Raw genomic sequence first — 16,300 nt, forward strand, 5'->3', positions numbered from 1 at the left:
ATGTGTAGCCGCTCAGGCGCGGGCGGTACGGCGCAGGGGACGGTCAAATGGTGTTAATACTTTGTCTAGGCGGCACGTGTTTCGCGGGTTTCAGCCGCTTGGCCATTGGATCCAACCGACGAACGGTCATAGCGAATGGCCAGAATGTGAAACGGTTTGTGGAAGCGTGCTTGCCCCGCGATGACGCCGGCACCGCAATCGCGGGGCAAGCGCGTTCCCACGCAGTCCGCAGTCAGCAAGGCCAAGCAATCCCTTCAGGCGACCTCCGCCCCCTCATCCGGCCAATGCGGCTCGTTGGCGCCGGGTGGTGTCAGCGGTGGCAGGCCATAGGCCGCCCGGGCGTCGTCACAGCTGGGGTTGTGCACGCCGTTTTCCCACGAAGCATCGAACTCGCGGCAGGGGCTGGAGCGGTTCTCGTAGATGGAGCACGCCACTTGCGTGCCGATCTCGCCACCCAGGCTGACGCAGCGGCAAGGCTTGGCGTCGGTGCCGATCATGGCGACCCGGGTCGGGTTGATCTGCACCACCAGGTCGTCGGGCACCACGCCACCGGCGGACTGGCATTCACCCCAGAAGAAAGACACACGAAAGTAGCCGCAGCAGGCGCCGCAGGTCAGGCAAGGGTTCTGATCGGACATGATGGCCAGGGAAGGAGGTTGTTGTTATCGGGGCGAGCGCCCGCGGCGCTATTTGTAATCCAGGCGCGATCGGCTGAGAAGAGGGGGGAAGCAAAAAAAGATCGCCGCTGATCGGCGTTCCGAGGTAAGCGGCATGCACAGGTCTGTGTAGGAGCGGCCTCGTGCCGCGAAAGGGCTGCAAAGCAGCCCCAGGTTCCTGGCAATGCTGCATACATCCTGGGGCCGCTTCGCGGCCCTTTCGCGGCACAAGGCCGCTCCTACACCCGCGATAGCGCCCTGGCGGCTTACTTGCTGGTCAGCCCATCGGCCCGGAACATCTGGCGAATGCCGCGAATGGCCTGGCGAATCCGGTCCTGGTTCTCGATCAGGGCAAAGCGCACATGATCGTCGCCGTAGTCACCGAAGCCGATTCCCGGCGACACGCAGACCTTGGCCTCGGCCAGCAGCTTCTTGGCAAACTCCAACGAGCCCAGGTGCGCATAGGCCTCGGGAATCTTGGCCCAGACATACATCGAGGCCTTGGGGTTCTCCACCATCCAGCCCAGCTCGTGCAGGCCCTTGACCAGCAGGTTGCGACGCTGGCGGTACTGCTCGGCGATATCGCGCACGCACTGCTGGTCGCCTTCCAGGGCGGCGATGGCGGCCACCTGCAGCGGGGTGAAGGTGCCGTAGTCGTGGTAGCTCTTGATCCGCGCCAGGGCGCTGACCAGCTCGGGGTTGCCGACCATGAAGCCGATCCGCCAGCCGGCCATGTTGTAGCTCTTGGACAGGGTGAAGAACTCCACCGCGATGTCCTTGGCGCCCGGCACCTGCATGATCGACGGCGCCTTCCAGCCGTCGTAGACGATGTCGGCGTAGGCCAGGTCGTGCACCACCAGCACATCGTACTGCTTGGCCAGGGCCACCACGCGCTCGAAGAAGTCCAGCTCGACGCACTGGGCGGTGGGGTTGGACGGAAAGCCGAGGATCATCATCTTCGGCTTGGGGATCGACTCGCGGATCGCCCGCTCCAGCTCGTTGAAGAAGTCCACCCCCGGCACCAGCGGCACGGAGCGCACCTGGGCACCAGCAATCACCGCGCCGTAGATGTGGATCGGGTAGCTGGGGTTGGGCACCAGCACCGTATCGCCATGGTCGAGGGTACCGAGCATCAGGTGCGCCAGGCCCTCTTTCGAGCCGATGGTGACGATGGCCTCGCTTTCCGGGTCGATGGCGACGTCGTAGCGTTCCTTGTACCAGTTGGAGATGGCGCGGCGCAGGCGTGGGATGCCACGGGAGGTGGAATAGCCGTGGGTGTCCTCGCGCTGGGCGACCTGCACCAGCTTCTCGACGATATGCGGCGGGGTGGCGCCATCGGGGTTGCCCATGCTCAGGTCGATGATGTCCTCGCCACGGCGGCGGGCGGCCATCTTGAGCTCGGCGGTGATGTTGAAGACGTACGGGGGGAGACGATCGATGCGCGCGAAGCGGCGCGGCGAACCTGGGTTGGCCATGTGTTCCTCGAGAGACGTAAGCGCCCGGAACCGTCCGAGCGACGCTGGCCGCTGCGGCGACCTGCTTCAGAAGATAATGCCGAAACAATATTTCTGCAAAGGATAATTTCCTGCTTTGCCTAATATTTTCAGATGTATTTTTTGAAAATCAAAGATTTACGTTTTCAGGACCGGCCTCTTCGCGGGTAAACCCGCTCCCACAGGGATCGCGCTAACCCTGTGGGAGCGGGTTTACCCGCGAAAAAACCGCCACAGGAAAAACAGGCATAAAAAACCCCGGCACATGGCCGGGGTTCTTGGTGTTACAGGCTGCAGTATCAGCGCGCGTAGGTCATCAGCACATCGGCCGCAGTCTGGCTGTCCACGCCCATCATCACGCTCAGGGCGGTGACGGTGAGGATGGAGAAGCCGAACACCTTGCGGGCCCACTTGCTGTCGTCCTCGGCCTTGTAGCCACCCCAGGCCATGTACAGCCAGTACAGGCCCATGGCGGCCGCCACGGCGAGGTAACCCAGGCCGGCGTAGCCGCCGAGGGTCAGCATCAGGGTGGCGAGCACGAAGGCCAGCACGTACAGCACGATCTGCTTCTTCGCCGCGAGGATACCGCGTGCCACCGGCAGGACCGGAATGTTGGCGGCGCTGTAGTCCTTGAAGCGGAAGATGGCGATGGCGAAGCTGTGCGGCATCTGCCACAGGCTGAACATCACCAGCAGGGTCACCGCGGCCAGGTCGAAGCTGTTGCTCACGGCGCAGTAGCCGATCACCGGAGGCATGGCACCGGACAGGCTGCCGACCAGGGTGCCGTGCACCGATTTGCGCTTCAGCCACAGGCTGTAGAAACCGACGTAGACGACGAAACCGACCAGGGCGCAGAACGCCGCCAGCGGGTTGGCTTGCACATACAGCAGGCTGAAACCCGCCACCCCGAGCAGGGTGGCGTAGATCAGCGCCAGGGGCAGCGACATGCCGCCCTGGACCATGACGCGGTTCTTGGTACGTTCCATCTTGTGGTCGATGTCACGGTCGATGCAGTTGTTGAACACGCATCCAGACGCGACCACCAGGGAAGTACCGATCACCACCGCCAGGAACAGGGCGAAATCCACATGCCCCTTAGCGGCAAGGAAGAAACCGCCTGCCACGGAAAGCACGTTACCGAAAATGATCCCCGGTTTGGTGATTTGGATAAAGTGCTTCACGGACATGCAGTCTTACCTCACTTGGCCAACATTTCGAAGTGGATGCTGAACATGATCCACAGCGACAGGCCGACCAGCAGTGCAATTACCAGGACGGTGAACAGGAACGTCGACACGTTGGAACGCTGCTCTTTCGAGCGGTCCATGTGCAGGAAGTACACAAGGTGTACAACCACCTGGATGACGGCCATGGCCACCACGATCAGGACGGTCAGGTTCTTCGGCAGGCTCGGGTACATCACCAGGCCGAACGGGATCGCGGTCAGGATGATCGACAGTACGAAGCCGATCATGTACGACTTCACGCTACCGTGATTACCTTCGTGATGAGTGTCGTGTGCGCTAGCCATTACAGAACTCCCAGCAGGTAGACGACGGTGAATACGCAGATCCAGACCACGTCCAGGAAGTGCCAGAACAGGCTCAGGCAGCTCATGCGGGTCTTGGCGGTCGGCGTGATGCCGTGCTTGTTGATCTGGTACATCATGATTGCCATCCAGATCAGGCCGGCAGTCACGTGCAGGCCGTGGGTACCGACCAGCGCGAAGAACGCCGACAGGAAGCCACTGCGCTGCGGGCCGTAGCCCTCGGCGATCAGGTGATGGAACTCATAGATTTCCATCGCGATGAAGCCGGCACCGAACAGGAAGGTCACGGCCAACCAGCCCAGCACGCCCGCCTTGTTGCCGGCGAACATCTTCAGCATGGCGAAGCCGAAGGTGATCGAGGACAGCAGCAGGAACGCGGTTTCAACCAGCACGAAGTCGAGCTGGAAGATGTCGTGACCCGACGGGCCGCCGGCGAAACCGCCGGACAGCACCGCGTAGGTGGCGAAGAGCGACGCAAACAGGATGCAGTCGGTCATCAGGTAGAGCCAGAAACCGAGTACGGTCATCTGGCCCGAGTCGTGGTGGTGGTCGTCGTGCGCATGGTCATGACCATGCGCGCCACCGTGGATTACTTGACTGGACATTGATTACACCCGTTCAAACGATTCGACACGTGCGCCGGCAGGCAGAGCACCTGCTTTGGCCAGCGCTTTCATGCGCTCGCCTTCGATGCGCGCCACTTCTTCGGCCGGAACCATGTAGCCCTGGTCGTCACGCGCGGCGTGGCGAACGAAGACAGCGATGGTTGCAACCAGGCTCGCGCCCACCAGCCACCAGATGTGCCAGATGAAGGCGAAACCGAACACGGTCAGCAGCAGACCCATGAACAGACCGGTGGAGGTGTTGCTCGGCATGTGGATCGCTTCGTACTTGGCAGGGGCCTTGTACGCAGCGCCGGCTTGCTTGGCTTCGTGCCAGGCGTCCAGGCCAACATGCTCAGGCATGTGCGCGAAGTTGTAGAACGGAGGTGGCGACGAAGTCGACCATTCCAGGGTACGGCCGCCCCATGGGTCGCCGGTGACGTCCATGTTGTCCTTGCGGTCGCGAACCGAGACGTAGATCTGGATCAGCTGGCAAGCGATACCGAACAGGATCAGCACGGCGCCGACCACGGCTACGTACAGGTAGGGTTCCCACAGCGGGTTGTCGGAGTGGTTCAGACGACGGGTCATGCCCATGAAGCCCAGGGCGTACAGCGGCATGAACGCTACGTAGAAGCCGGAGATCCAGAACCAGAAGGCAGCCTTGCCCCACTTCTCGTTCAGGGTGAAACCGAAGGCTTTCGGGAACCAGAAGGCGAAGCCGGCGATGTAGCCGAATACCGCGCCACCGATGATCACGTTGTGGAAGTGGGCGATCACGAACAAGCTGTTGTGCAGAACGAAGTCGGCACCTGGAACAGCCAGCAGAACGCCGGTCATGCCACCGATGGAGAAGGTGACCATGAAGCCCAGGGTCCACATGATCGGCGCGGTGAAGCGCAGACGGCCCTGGTAGATGGTGAACAGCCAGTTGAACAGCTTCACACCGGTCGGAATGGAGATCAGCATCGTCGCCAGGCCGAAGAAGGTGTTGACGCTGGCGCCGGCACCCATGGTGAAGAAGTGGTGCAGCCAGACCGCAAAGCCCAGGATGGCGATCGCGCCCGAGGCGTAGATCATCGAGTGGTGACCGAACAGGCGCTTGCCTGCGAAGGTCGAGGTGACTTCCGAGAACACGCCGAAGGCCGGCAGGATCAGGATGTAGACCTCAGGGTGACCCCATGCCCAGAACAGGTTGACGTACATCATCGGGTTCCCACCAAGCTCGTTGGTGAAGATGTGGAAGTCCAGATAACGGTCAACGGTCAGCAGGGCGAGTGCGGCGGTCAGGATCGGGAAGGAAGCGACGATCAGCACGTTGGCCCAGGTGCAGGTCCAGGTGAAGATCGGCATGTCCATCAGCTTCATGCCAGGGGCGCGCATCTTCATCACGGTGACGAGGAAGTTCACGCCTGTCAGTGTCGTACCCAAGCCTGAGAGCTGTAGCGCCCAGATGTAGTAGTCGACACCCACCCCAGGGCTGTACTGGATACCCGCAAGCGGCGGATAGGCAACCCAGCCGGTCTTGGCGAATTCACCAACGCCCAGCGAGATGTTGACCAGCAGCACGCCTGCCAGCAGCAGGTAGAAGCTCAGGGAGTTCAGGAACGGGAAGGCAACGTCACGCGCACCGATCTGCAGAGGAACAGCGAGGTTCATCAGGCCGGTGAAGAACGGCATCGCCATGAAGATGATCATGATCACACCGTGGGCGGTGAAGATCTGGTCATAGTGTTCAGGCGGCAGGTAGCCTTCGGAGCCACCGGTGGCGGCAGCCAGCTGGGTACGCATCATGATGGCGTCGGCGAAGCCGCGCAGCAGCATGACCATAGCGACGATGATGTACATCACGCCGATCTTCTTGTGGTCGACCGTGGTCAGCCACTCGGTCCACAAGTAGGTCCACTTGCGGAAATAGGTGATGGCACCAACGACAGCGATACCACCGAGCGCGATCATGGCAAGCGTCACCATGACTATCGGCTCGTGATACGGTATCGCCTCCAGAGTTAATTTACCGAACATCTCTTACTCCTCTGCACCGGCAGCTGGTTGCATACTCGATTCCACACCCTTGGTGGTGGCCAGGTCTTTGCTGCCTGCTTCTTCGTGGTTCGGACGACCGCGGTTCATGCCTTCGTACTTGTCGACGATGCGCTGGAACTGGTCAGCCGGAGCCTCGCTGTACAGCGCGACTGGGTTGTTTTCGCTAGCTTTGGCCAAGGCGTCATATTCGGCCTGGTCCAGTTTCTTCGGCGATGCCTTCACTTCAGCGACCCATGCATCGAAGTCAGCTTGCGAAGTGGCGACAGCCTTGAATTTCATACCGGTGAAGCCGGCGCCGCTGTAGTTGGCGGAGATACCGTCAAACACACCGTTCTCGTTGGCGATCAGGTGCAGTTTGGTGGTCATGCCGGCCATGGCGTAGATCTGGCCGCCCAGACCCGGGATGAAGAAGGAGTTCATCACGGCATCGGAGGTGACACGGAAGTTGACCGGGGTGTTGGCCGGGAAGACGATCTTGTTGACCGTGGCGATGCCCTGCTCCGGGTAGATGAACAGCCACTTCCAGTCCAGCGCGACCACGTCGATCTGCACCGGCTTCACATCGGAATCCAGTGGACGGTACGGGTCCAGCTTGTGGGTGGAGTGGTAGGTGAAGTAACCCAGGGCGATGATGATCAGGATCGGGATGATCCACACCGCGGCCTCGATCTTGGTCGAGTGCGACCAGTCGGGGGTGTAGGTGGCGGCCTTGTTGGAAGCACGGTACTTCCAGGCGAACGCCAGGGTCATGATGATCACGGGCACGACCACCAGCAGCATCAGGCCGGTGGCGATCAGGATCAGGTTCTTCTGCTCAATGCCGACCTGGCCCTTCGGGTCGAGCAGGGTCCAGTTGCACCCACTGAGTAAAAGCATGCCTAAAAAGGGCAATATGCCAAACAGTCTGGGGTAACGCTTTTTACTCATCTCACGACCTCTAGATCAGCTTGCTTCAATGCAATTTGTGTTTTGGTAGCCAACACTTCGTCCTGCCAAGTGCGGCAATTGGCGCCCGTACTCGCCCCTGCCAGGGATCCGACTGCAGGATCTAGGCGTCAAGCGGGTGTGCGGTGCTTATGGTTTCGTAGGCAACAGGCCTGTACTTCAGACCAAGTCCATTTGGTGCGGAAAACGCGGAGGGGGGTCCGCCCGGTATCGCCGTTGGGCGAAACTTGACGAAGTCAGCAAATGGAAAGCGCTGCGGCTTCCATCAATCCTGCGACTTGCAAGCAGTGCCGAACGGAAATTGGGGGCGATTGTAGATAGGTCGTTCAACGATGACTATGACTTATTGAGCAACAGTCTTTTACAGAATGCGTAACAATGCTGGTCAAAAAATCAACTTCGCGACAGTTTGTCGCACCCCTTCCAGTAGCCCTGAAACCCTTGCCGCGCAAGGGCTGGTGGCTGACCTGGATCAATCGTGCGGTGCGCACTGCGGCTTATCTCGCCGCGCAATAGACCCAGGTCAATTCGGGACTTTGGTCTAACCGCGACGGCGGTTTCGGTAGATCCCCAGGGGCACCAGCACCGCCGTCAGGACGAACGCCACCAGCGCCCATTGCGCCAGCGACAGGCCGAGGATCGGCGGGTACGGGGTGGAGCAGAAACCGTCGACCTGGAACGCCAGCGGCCACAGCTTGGCCAGCGGCAGGTCATCGACGATGGGCTGCAGGGTGTCGATGCCGCAGCTGACCATCGGGTTGGCGAGTATATACACATGGTTGCCCGCCGCAACGATCCCGCCGATGGCGCTGAGCACCACCAGCGCCTCGAAGAAGGTCAGGCTGCGGCGCCCGGGCATGGCCGCGGCGATGAAGGCGAAGATCGCGATGAACAGCAGGGCATAGCGCTGCAGGATGCACAGCGGGCACGGCGCCTCGCCCAGCACCACCTGCATGTACAGGGCGCCACCGATCAGCGCCAGGCAGATCACGCCGAGGAGCACCAGAAAGCGCCGTTCCCGATTCAGGCGCGATGAGAGTTCGTTCATTGCCGATTCCTTCGATGGAGAGTGGCAGCGCGGGCTGCCCGAGGGGCGCCCAGTCTACACGCTGGAGATGACCTTTGAATGCATCGAGGAGGGGCGTGCGCGGCTATCCATTGATGACCTAGGACCGAGCGGGTCGGTTTCGGTTCACTGGCCGACATGAAAAATGCGCCAGCCCGAGCGCCGGACAGAGGCAGGCCCCTCGACACCCGGGAGTGAAGGATACAGTGATTAAAGGAGGATTAAAGATGAACGCGGGTGTAGAGGCGTTCATCTCTTTCTATATAGAGAAGGGATAGGCCCAATCGCTGCGGTTCGGCGCTCGGCCACGCCGATAGCGCCGAATGTCATCGTCCGTTTCGTTCTCGATTACCCACGGCCGGGAGCATCCGGGTGCCGTCGGCGCGACAGAACGCCGAACCGCAGCGATTGGGATGAATCGCGGGGCAAGCCCGCTCCCACGCCAGCACCACCTGGTTCAACGTGGGAGCAGGCTTGCCCCGCGATGGGCTCAGCGTTTCACTCCAACGCCGCCGCCGGCCCGAAGAACTCGTAACGGCTCTGCCCTTCCGGCACACCCAGGCCCTTGAGCTGGCGCTTGATCGCGGCCATGAAGCCCTTCGGCCCGAGGAAGTAGGCATCGATGTCACGCTCACGCGGCAGCCACTCGCCCAGCAGCGCCTGGTCCAGCAGGCCCACGGCGTCGGCGGCCTGGCTGCCATCGTCCTCGGCGTAGCAATAGAAGCGCTTGAGCTGCGGATGACGCGCCGCCAGGCCGTCGATCCAGTCGCGGAACGCATGCACCGCGCCATTGCGCGCACAGTGGATGAAGTGCACCGGACGCTCGGTCTTGAGCGCCGCCTCGAGCATCGCCAGGGTCGGGGTAATGCCCACGCCGCCACTGATCAGCACCAGCGGCTTGTCGCTGGCGGCCAGGGTGAAGTCACCGGACGGCGGGAACAGTTGCAGGGTGTCGCCGACCATCAACCCGTCATGCAGGTAGTTCGAGACCTTGCCGCCCGCTTCGCGCTTGACGCTGATGCGGTACTGCTCGCCGTCGCACAGGGCCGACAGCGAGTAGTTGCGGCGCTGCTCCTGGCCATCGATGAACAGCTGCAGGCCGATGTACTGGCCCGGCTCGGCCTTGAGCACCGGCTGGCCATCGACCGGGGCGAAGTAGAACGAAACGATCTCGCTGCTTTCCTGCTCGCGGCGCGCCAGGCGAAACTCGCGGGTACCGCGCCAGCCGCCGGCAGCCTGCTCCTTCTCTTTATAGAGGTTTTCTTCCGCGCCAATCAGGATGTCGGCCAGTTGGCCATAGGCGGCCGCCCAGGCGGCGATCACTTCAGGGGTGGCGATGTCCTTGCCCAGCACTTCCTCGATGGCGCGCAGCAGGCAGCTGCCGACGATCGGATAGTGTTCAGGGAGAATCTGCAGGGCCACATGCTTGTTGATGATCTGCCCGACCAGGCCGCCCAGCTGCTCGAGCCGGTCGATATGGCGGGCGTACATCAGCACGCCGTTGGCCAGGGCGCGCGGCTGGTCGCCGCTGGCCTGGTGGGCCTGGTTGAACAGCGGACGCACCTCGGGGTACTCGCTGAGCATCAGTTTGTAGAAGTGGGTGGTCAGGGCCTCGCCACCGCTTTCCAGCAGAGGGACAGTGGCCTTGATGATTGCACGTTGTTCGGCATTGAGCATTGCGACAACTCCTGAGCCTTTGGCTTCGAATGGTTGCGTAAGGCTTTTCAGCAATCGTGCCAACTTTAAACGCCAATGAAATCAAGGTCTTGAGCACATGAGTGTCATAAAGACACACTCAGGCGTATAGTCATTACGACCAACAGGAGTCCATATGACTGCAAAGCCCCTGCTCACCGCCCTCCTCCCCCTGGTCAGCGACCTCTCCTGCGACCTGCCCGACCAGGAGCGCTACCGCCGCCTGCTCGGCGCCATGCGCGGCCTGCTGCCCTGCGATGCCGCGGCGCTGCTGCGCCTGGACGGCGAGTGGCTGGTGCCGCTGGCAGTGGACGGCCTGTCGCCGGACACCCTGGGGCGGCGCTTCAAGGTCAGCGAACACCCGCGCTTCCAGATACTCCTCAGTCGCCCGGAACCGACCCGCTTCGCCAGCGACAGCCAACTACCCGACCCTTATGACGGCCTGGTCAATGCCGAGCATGTCGACCTCGAAGTCCACGACTGCATGGGCTGCCCGTTGATGGTCGACGAGCGCCCCTGGGGCCTGCTGACCCTCGACGCCCTCACCCCCGGCCAGTTCCAGAGCCTGGAGCTCGACGCCCTGCAGGCCTTCGCCAGCCTGGCCGCCGCCACGGTGACCGTGGCCGAGCGCATCGAGCACCTGGCCCTGCGCGCCGAGGACGAACACCAGCGCGCCGAGGTGTACCGCCAGGCCAGCGGCCAGGACCGCGAACTGATCGGCCAGAGCAAGGCGCACAAGCGCCTGGTCGAGGAGATTCGCCTGGTCGGCGGCAGCGACCTGACCGTGCTGATCACCGGCGAGACCGGCGTCGGCAAGGAGCTGGTGGCCCAGGCCCTGCACCGCGCCAGCCAGCGCGCCGACAAACCGCTGGTCAGCCTCAACTGCGCCGCCCTGCCCGACACCCTGGTGGAAAGCGAACTGTTCGGCCATGTGCGCGGTGCCTTCACCGGTGCCCACGGCGAACGCCGGGGCAAGTTCGAGCTGGCCAACGGCGGCACGCTGTTCCTCGACGAGGTCGGCGAGCTGCCCCTGGCAGTGCAGGCCAAATTGCTGCGGGTGCTGCAGAGCGGGCAGCTGCAGCGACTGGGCTCGGATCGCGAGCACCGGGTGGATGTGCGCCTGATCGCCGCGACCAACCGCGACCTGGCCGAGGAAGTGCGCAGTGGCCACTTCCGCGCCGACTTCTATCACCGCCTGAGCGTGTATCCACTGCAAGTCCCACCGCTGCGCGAGCGGGGTCGCGATGTGCTGCTGCTGGCCGGCTACTTCCTCGAGCAGAACCGCTCGCGCCTGGGGCTGGGCAGCCTGCGCTTGTCCACCGACGCCCAGGCCGCGCTGCTGGCCTATGGCTGGCCGGGCAACGTGCGCGAACTGGAGCACCTGATCGGCCGTTCGGCGCTCAAGGCGCTGGGGCAACACGGGCAGCGGCCGAAGATTCTCACCTTGGAAGCGGCCGACCTCGACCTGCGCAATTTGGCGCCGGCCCTACAGGTAGAAACCGAGGTGCCGTCGGTCGATGCGCCGTTGCCCGAGGGCGGGTTGCGCGAGGCGGTGGATGACTATCAGCGGCAGATCGTCGAAGCCTGCCTGAATCGTCACGGGGACAACTGGGCCGCCGCGGCGCGGGAGCTGGGGCTGGACCGGGCCAACCTGAGCCGGTTGGCCAAGCGACTGGGACTGCGCTAGCGTCAGGCCATGTGCAGCCCCTGTAGGAGCGGCCTTGTGCCGCGAAAGGGCTGCGCAGCGGCCCCAGATTCCAAGCCACCATCAAAATTGCTGGGGGCTGCTGCGCAGCCCTTTCGCGGCACAAGGCCGCTCCTACAGTTACAGCTTTGCGATGCACCGCAAATAGCAAACTAAGCTAAAGCCTGACGCCAAAAAGCCGATAACCCGGCATCCTCCCCCATTTCGAACCGAAGGTTGCCCATGGCCACGCAAAAAGCCCGCGCGGACTCGTTGTCCCTGCTGCTGTTCACCCTGCGCAGCGGCAAGCTGATGGCAATCAACCTGCTCAAGGTCAGCGAGATCATCCCCTGCCCGCCGCTGACCAAGCTGCCGGAGGCGCACCCGCACGTCAAAGGCGTCGCCACCCTGCGCGGCAACTCGCTGTCGGTGATCGACCTGTCCCGCGCCATCGGCGAAATGCCCCTGGCCGACCCGGACGGCGGCTGCCTGATCGTCACCGAGATCAGCCGCTCGCGCCAGGGCCTGCACGTGCAGGCGGTGAGTCGCATCGTCCATTGCCTGAGCACCGACATCAAGCCGCCGCCCTACGGCTCGGGCAACCGCTCGTTCATCACCGGCGTGACCCGGGTCGACAACACCCTGGTGCAGGTGCTGGATATCGAGAAGGTCATCCACGGCATCGCTCCGCCACAGCACGAGCCGCACCCGGGCGAAGTCAGCGAGGAAGACGCCAGCCTGCTGGCCGCCGCCAACATCCTGGTGGTGGACGACAGCCAGGTCGCGCTGCAGCAGTCGGTGCACACCCTGCGCAACCTCGGCATCGAATGCCATACCGCGCGCAGTGCCAAGGATGCGATCAACGTTTTACTGGAGCTGCAAGGCACCGACAGGGAGATCAACATCATCGTCTCCGACATCGAGATGTCCGAGATGGATGGCTTCGCCTTCACCCGTACCTTGCGTGAAACGCCCGATTTCCAGCACTTGTACATCCTGCTGCACACCTCGCTGGACAGTGCGATGAGCGGCGACAAGGCCAAGCTGGCGGGGGCCAATGCGATCCTGACCAAGTTCTCCTCGCCGGAGCTGACCAACTGCCTGGTGACGGCGGCGCGGGCGGTGGTGTTCGAGGAGCGCTGAAAGCCAGAGCGTGAAGAGCCATGCTAGTGTCCTGTCTCGGAAATACGTTCTCTTTTGGCGAGTGGCTTGGGTGTTCGGCCAAGGCGCCGCGACGAGTCATAGCAAGGCTATGGCGAGGAGTGGCAACGCCGGCCGGGCGCCCAAGACGCCGCCAAAAGTGAACAGCTTATTTCCGAGACAGGACACTCGTGCATGGCTCTGAGGTTTCAGCGGCTATTCGTCGACTGAGGGCGGGTCTGCGAAGCCTCCTTGAAAACAACTGGCTCTCGGTTCGGAGCCTTCACAGCCTCTCGCTTCCAGACCGGCCATTGCTGGACCTTCTCGCGGCACTCATCGAGATAACGAAGAAATTCCTCTTTACTTCCGCTCATCGGAATCACCCTACAAGTACGTTGACAAAGTATACCCGGCCATATATTCGCGATCGATATATGAGCAAGGCTGCATCTGGGTTCGCAATTTAGCATTTGCTGCCGTCCAGTCAACCGCTTGCCCATCCTCGGTCTTACGTATGACAGCGTAGCCACTACCCAGATTCATGGAAAACAGATCAAAGAAACTTCTTGGTCCAACGCCGATGAAGGCATCAAAAAATACCCCTTTACGCGAACGCTCCAGGGAAATCGAGTCCGAATGAAATTTCTGCGCTTTACTCTTTGGATAGGGCTCGACATACACCACACGATCAACACCCGCCGCGATGATGTGCTTCGCGCAGTTATGGCAAGGGTAGGTGGTGCAATACAACGTGCTATCGACCGCACTTACCCCCACCCGTGAAGATGACAACAGCGCTTCCATTTCCGCATGGACAACCCGGCCATACTCGGTGATATCTTTTATTCCGCTGTCTTTTATCAAGGGCGCCACTTCATCCCGACAATGCTCGGGCAGTGAGCGAATAATATTTTCTATTATTTCCTTTTTTTGTATAGCATTGGAATCCTCGCCTCGCTTGTAGTCCCTTCCATCCTCCTCATCCACAATTTCATGAGCATCATTCTTGCTCGGCCAGTACAGACCGCCTCCTGCCTTGGGTACATCGTTAGCCCCTGTTGCGATGATGCAATCGTGCTTGGTCAGTACAGCACCGACCTGACGCGACAGATCAGCGGACCTCAGTGACGCAGAAAAAGCCATGAACATCGCATACTCATCGAAGGTGGGGGTAACGTAGGGTTTTCCGAACAACAGATCCAGAATCCGCCAGACCTGATTCTTGAGGGCATCAAGATTGCCGTCATAGCTGACAAAGAAGTCAGACAAATGATAGGTGTCGCGGGTGTGCTGCCCGTGGGCCTCCTTTTCGTTTTCATCTCGTGAAATCAGATCCGCCGCCTGCTCCTCGGTCAATCGTAAGTCATCGAGAAGATAGCGACTTCTACGTTCATGGTCCGCATGCACCCCGATCAGGAAGAAGCCCCCGGCATAGATCTTACGTAATCGCTGCACCTCAAACGGTGTTTTCAGAGAGTTGATCAGATAGGCATTTCGACCAGGCTCCGCCTGACTCTCCTGAGCTCTCAATTGGCTGATGGCGACAGCAGCGCCCAACGCCAGTATCGAATTATCTCCAGACGCCTCCCTTAACCGATTACCTTCACACATGTACCTGTCGATACGCTCAGCGCGATCCTGGGTATCCGGAACGTTCCCGATCTTTGCAATAACATCAGTGGATATACGAATGACGTGTGAGGTATAGCGAAACGCCTTGAGCCGTTCTTCGACTATTTGGCACACCACTTTCAGGTCAGTTCCCAGTGCCCCGACAAATCCAAGAACCAACTCGGAATCCGCATAGGAATCATCCAGGAAGGACATATTCATAACTTCAGGAGCGTGCGCAAGGCTCTCCATGAGCGGCCTAGCATCGGACAGGGTTTCACCGGACTGTGACAGCATCCTTCTTACCAATTGCTCCAGTTCCTGGGATGACTCCGGCTTCCCCTGAAAACTCAGTTCACCCGTGCCCGGGTACCAAGCCATCACACCACCGCTATGGGTGCGAAACTCAAACTGGTTCGGATTAAGTTCTTTCCATGTTCCAACCTGCGCCAATATTTCCAGGCGCTCCTTCAGCTGCGCGAATGATCCCTCGAAACGCATTCCATGACCTCACCGTTGCCCGTTGGCTTTCGAATCCATACTAGCCACGAATTATCCTCTTTCCAGCGCGAGCAATGCTTGCTAATAAAGTTTCAGCCTTCCGCTAAAAACGTAGGAAAATTCGCAATTTGCGTTGCGCCAATGGGAAGGCATAATTCCCTCTCTTGTTGAGGTCATGCCCCATGCTACGTTCGATACTGCTTAGCCTTTCGTTACTAACCGTTTCCGCCCAAGCTTCGACGCCACAAGCCTGGAGCGACCAGCGCCAGCACATGCTCAAGGCCTGCCTGGCCGCCAGCCAGTTCAAGGATGCCCACGCCCTGGGCAAACCCGCCGAGTTCGACGACCAGGTCGGTTACAGCGCGCTGCTGATCGAGGGCACCTACCCCCAGAAACACATGCAGAACCGCACCGGTACCGAGCTGTGCCTCTACGACCGCCAACGCCAGCAAGCCTTCACCAGCGAATGGGAAGCCGGCAAGCGATGAGCGACAGTATTCGCTTCGCCTGCACCGGCTGCGGCAAATGCTGCACGGGCCATCATGTGCCCCTGACGCTTGCCGAGGCCCGTCAGTGGGCGGCCTCCGGCGGCCAGGTGGTGGTGCTGATCGAAGGATTCATTGCCGATGGCCCTGGCATGCCGGCGGACCAGCGCGAGCATGTGCTGCGCCGCGCGTTCCCGGTGCCCTGTGGCGCTGGGCAGTTGCACGTATCGGTCACCTTCGCCGCCTTCAACCCGGGGCGCTGCCGCAACCTTGATGACAACGACCTGTGCGGCATCTATGAAAGCCGGCCACTGGTCTGTCGCATCTACCCGGCGGAGATCAACCCACACCTGCCGCTGCGGCCGGAAAACAAGGACTGCCCGCCCGAGGCTTGGGAACAAGGGCCTGAGCTGATTCATGGCAGCCTGCCGGTGGATGAGGGACTGCGCGCCTTGATCGAGGCCTCGCGCCAGGCGGACCGCGACGATATCGCCGCCAAGGTTGCGATCTGCCAGGCGCTGGGGATGACCACCAGCGCGCTGAAGGGCAACGGGTTTACCGCGTGGTTGCCGGACATGGCAGCGTTCGCTGCGGTGTTGGAACAGTCGCCAACAGCGGTCGATGGGCCGTGGGTGGTGCATGTGCAGGACGAGGCGCTTGCGGCTGAACTACAGGCCCATCGCCTGCAGGTGACGGGCGAAGCGCCGGTCTACTACGCGTTCATCGGTTTCTAGCTAGGTCCAATCGCGGGGCAAGCCCGCTCCCACGCCCTGCCCCGTCGAGGCTTCGAGGCTTCGAGGCTTCGAGGCCAACATTGTGGGAGCGGG

14 protein-coding genes are annotated in these 16,300 nt (G+C 61.4%); 4 read left to right on the forward strand and 10 right to left on the reverse strand.

All coding sequences use genetic code 11. The features are described 5' to 3' along the window. Positions 1–254: 254 nt before the first annotated feature. The 9 genes from VUG52_RS22600 to hmpA all read right to left on the reverse strand — a co-directional run bounded on the left by VUG52_RS22600 (position 255) and on the right by hmpA (position 10,034). Positions 255–638, reverse strand: a complete 384-nt coding sequence (locus tag VUG52_RS22600) for a YkgJ family cysteine cluster protein (RefSeq protein ID WP_050703800.1) — start codon at positions 636–638, stop codon at positions 255–257. A 284-nt stretch (positions 639–922) separates the two neighbouring features. Then, complete coding sequence (alaC, locus tag VUG52_RS22605; RefSeq protein ID WP_050703799.1) at positions 923–2,131, reverse strand: alanine transaminase; 1,209 nt, start codon at positions 2,129–2,131, stop codon at positions 923–925. Positions 2,132–2,448: 317 nt separating this feature from the next. Next, entirely contained in the window at positions 2,449–3,336 is an 888-nt protein-coding gene (gene cyoE, locus VUG52_RS22610) for a heme o synthase (protein ID WP_028689798.1), read from the reverse strand. An 11-nt stretch (positions 3,337–3,347) separates the two neighbouring features. Next, positions 3,348–3,680: a cytochrome o ubiquinol oxidase subunit IV gene (cyoD, locus tag VUG52_RS22615; RefSeq protein WP_023629876.1), complete on the reverse strand. Its 333-nt coding sequence runs from the start codon at positions 3,678–3,680 to the stop codon at positions 3,348–3,350. Beyond that, positions 3,680–4,303, reverse strand: coding sequence for a cytochrome o ubiquinol oxidase subunit III (locus tag VUG52_RS22620; protein WP_023629875.1), 624 nt, complete (start codon positions 4,301–4,303; stop codon positions 3,680–3,682). The genes cyoD and VUG52_RS22620 overlap by 1 nt, the downstream gene beginning before the upstream one ends. 3 nt (positions 4,304–4,306) lie before the next feature. Then, positions 4,307–6,325, reverse strand: coding sequence for a cytochrome o ubiquinol oxidase subunit I (gene cyoB, locus VUG52_RS22625; RefSeq protein WP_050703798.1), 2,019 nt, complete (start codon positions 6,323–6,325; stop codon positions 4,307–4,309). A gap of 3 nt (positions 6,326–6,328) precedes the next feature. Beyond that, on the reverse strand, positions 6,329–7,273 hold the full coding sequence (gene cyoA, locus VUG52_RS22630; protein ID WP_028689802.1) for a ubiquinol oxidase subunit II: 945 nt from the start codon (positions 7,271–7,273) through the stop codon (positions 6,329–6,331). 559 nt (positions 7,274–7,832) lie between these two features. Then, on the reverse strand, positions 7,833–8,339 hold the full coding sequence (locus tag VUG52_RS22635) for a disulfide bond formation protein B (protein WP_050703797.1): 507 nt from the start codon (positions 8,337–8,339) through the stop codon (positions 7,833–7,835). Between the two features lie 516 nt (positions 8,340–8,855). Then, positions 8,856–10,034: an NO-inducible flavohemoprotein gene (gene hmpA / locus VUG52_RS22640; protein WP_050703796.1), complete on the reverse strand. Its 1,179-nt coding sequence runs from the start codon at positions 10,032–10,034 to the stop codon at positions 8,856–8,858. Between the two features lie 154 nt (positions 10,035–10,188). Between hmpA and norR the strand changes: the two genes are divergently transcribed. Then, the gene (gene norR, locus VUG52_RS22645) at positions 10,189–11,739 is read left to right on the forward strand and encodes a nitric oxide reductase transcriptional regulator NorR (RefSeq protein ID WP_050703795.1); all 1,551 of its coding nucleotides are present in this window, start codon (positions 10,189–10,191) and stop codon (positions 11,737–11,739) included. A 240-nt stretch (positions 11,740–11,979) separates the two neighbouring features. After that, positions 11,980–12,879, forward strand: coding sequence for a chemotaxis protein (locus VUG52_RS22650; RefSeq protein ID WP_050703794.1), 900 nt, complete (start codon positions 11,980–11,982; stop codon positions 12,877–12,879). A 381-nt stretch (positions 12,880–13,260) separates the two neighbouring features. Here VUG52_RS22650 and VUG52_RS22655 read toward each other — a convergent pair whose 3' ends face one another. Then, positions 13,261–14,988 (reverse strand): anti-phage dCTP deaminase, encoded by a 1,728-nt coding sequence (locus VUG52_RS22655; protein ID WP_082337631.1) that lies wholly within the window; start codon positions 14,986–14,988, stop codon positions 13,261–13,263. A gap of 182 nt (positions 14,989–15,170) precedes the next feature. Between VUG52_RS22655 and VUG52_RS22660 the strand changes: the two genes are divergently transcribed. Next, positions 15,171–15,476 (forward strand): hypothetical protein, encoded by a 306-nt coding sequence (locus tag VUG52_RS22660; RefSeq protein WP_050703793.1) that lies wholly within the window; start codon positions 15,171–15,173, stop codon positions 15,474–15,476. After that, positions 15,473–16,207, forward strand: a complete 735-nt coding sequence (locus VUG52_RS22665; RefSeq protein WP_331832108.1) for a YkgJ family cysteine cluster protein — start codon at positions 15,473–15,475, stop codon at positions 16,205–16,207. The genes VUG52_RS22660 and VUG52_RS22665 overlap by 4 nt, the downstream gene beginning before the upstream one ends. The last annotated feature ends 93 nt before the right edge of the window (positions 16,208–16,300 follow it).

Source organism: Pseudomonas sp. LH21 (genome assembly GCF_036549575.1).
GTDB classification, from domain to species: Bacteria; Pseudomonadota; Gammaproteobacteria; order Pseudomonadales; family Pseudomonadaceae; genus Aquipseudomonas; species Aquipseudomonas peradeniyensis.

Coding starts and splice junctions, on each gene's coding strand:
- VUG52_RS22600 (WP_050703800.1), bottom strand. CDS start 638: ATGTCCGATCAGAACCCTTGCCTGACCTGCGGCGCCTGCTGCGGCTAC.
- alaC (WP_050703799.1), bottom strand. CDS start 2,131: ATGGCCAACCCAGGTTCGCCGCGCCGCTTCGCGCGCATCGATCGTCTC.
- cyoE (WP_028689798.1), bottom strand. CDS start 3,336: ATGTCCGTGAAGCACTTTATCCAAATCACCAAACCGGGGATCATTTTC.
- cyoD (WP_023629876.1), bottom strand. CDS start 3,680: ATGGCTAGCGCACACGACACTCATCACGAAGGTAATCACGGTAGCGTG.
- VUG52_RS22620 (WP_023629875.1), bottom strand. CDS start 4,303: ATGTCCAGTCAAGTAATCCACGGTGGCGCGCATGGTCATGACCATGCG.
- cyoB (WP_050703798.1), bottom strand. CDS start 6,325: ATGTTCGGTAAATTAACTCTGGAGGCGATACCGTATCACGAGCCGATA.
- cyoA (WP_028689802.1), bottom strand. CDS start 7,273: ATGAGTAAAAAGCGTTACCCCAGACTGTTTGGCATATTGCCCTTTTTA.
- VUG52_RS22635 (WP_050703797.1), bottom strand. CDS start 8,339: ATGAACGAACTCTCATCGCGCCTGAATCGGGAACGGCGCTTTCTGGTG.
- hmpA (WP_050703796.1), bottom strand. CDS start 10,034: ATGCTCAATGCCGAACAACGTGCAATCATCAAGGCCACTGTCCCTCTG.
- norR (WP_050703795.1), top strand. CDS start 10,189: ATGACTGCAAAGCCCCTGCTCACCGCCCTCCTCCCCCTGGTCAGCGAC.
- VUG52_RS22650 (WP_050703794.1), top strand. CDS start 11,980: ATGGCCACGCAAAAAGCCCGCGCGGACTCGTTGTCCCTGCTGCTGTTC.
- VUG52_RS22655 (WP_082337631.1), bottom strand. CDS start 14,988: ATGCGTTTCGAGGGATCATTCGCGCAGCTGAAGGAGCGCCTGGAAATA.
- VUG52_RS22660 (WP_050703793.1), top strand. CDS start 15,171: ATGCTACGTTCGATACTGCTTAGCCTTTCGTTACTAACCGTTTCCGCC.
- VUG52_RS22665 (WP_331832108.1), top strand. CDS start 15,473: ATGAGCGACAGTATTCGCTTCGCCTGCACCGGCTGCGGCAAATGCTGC.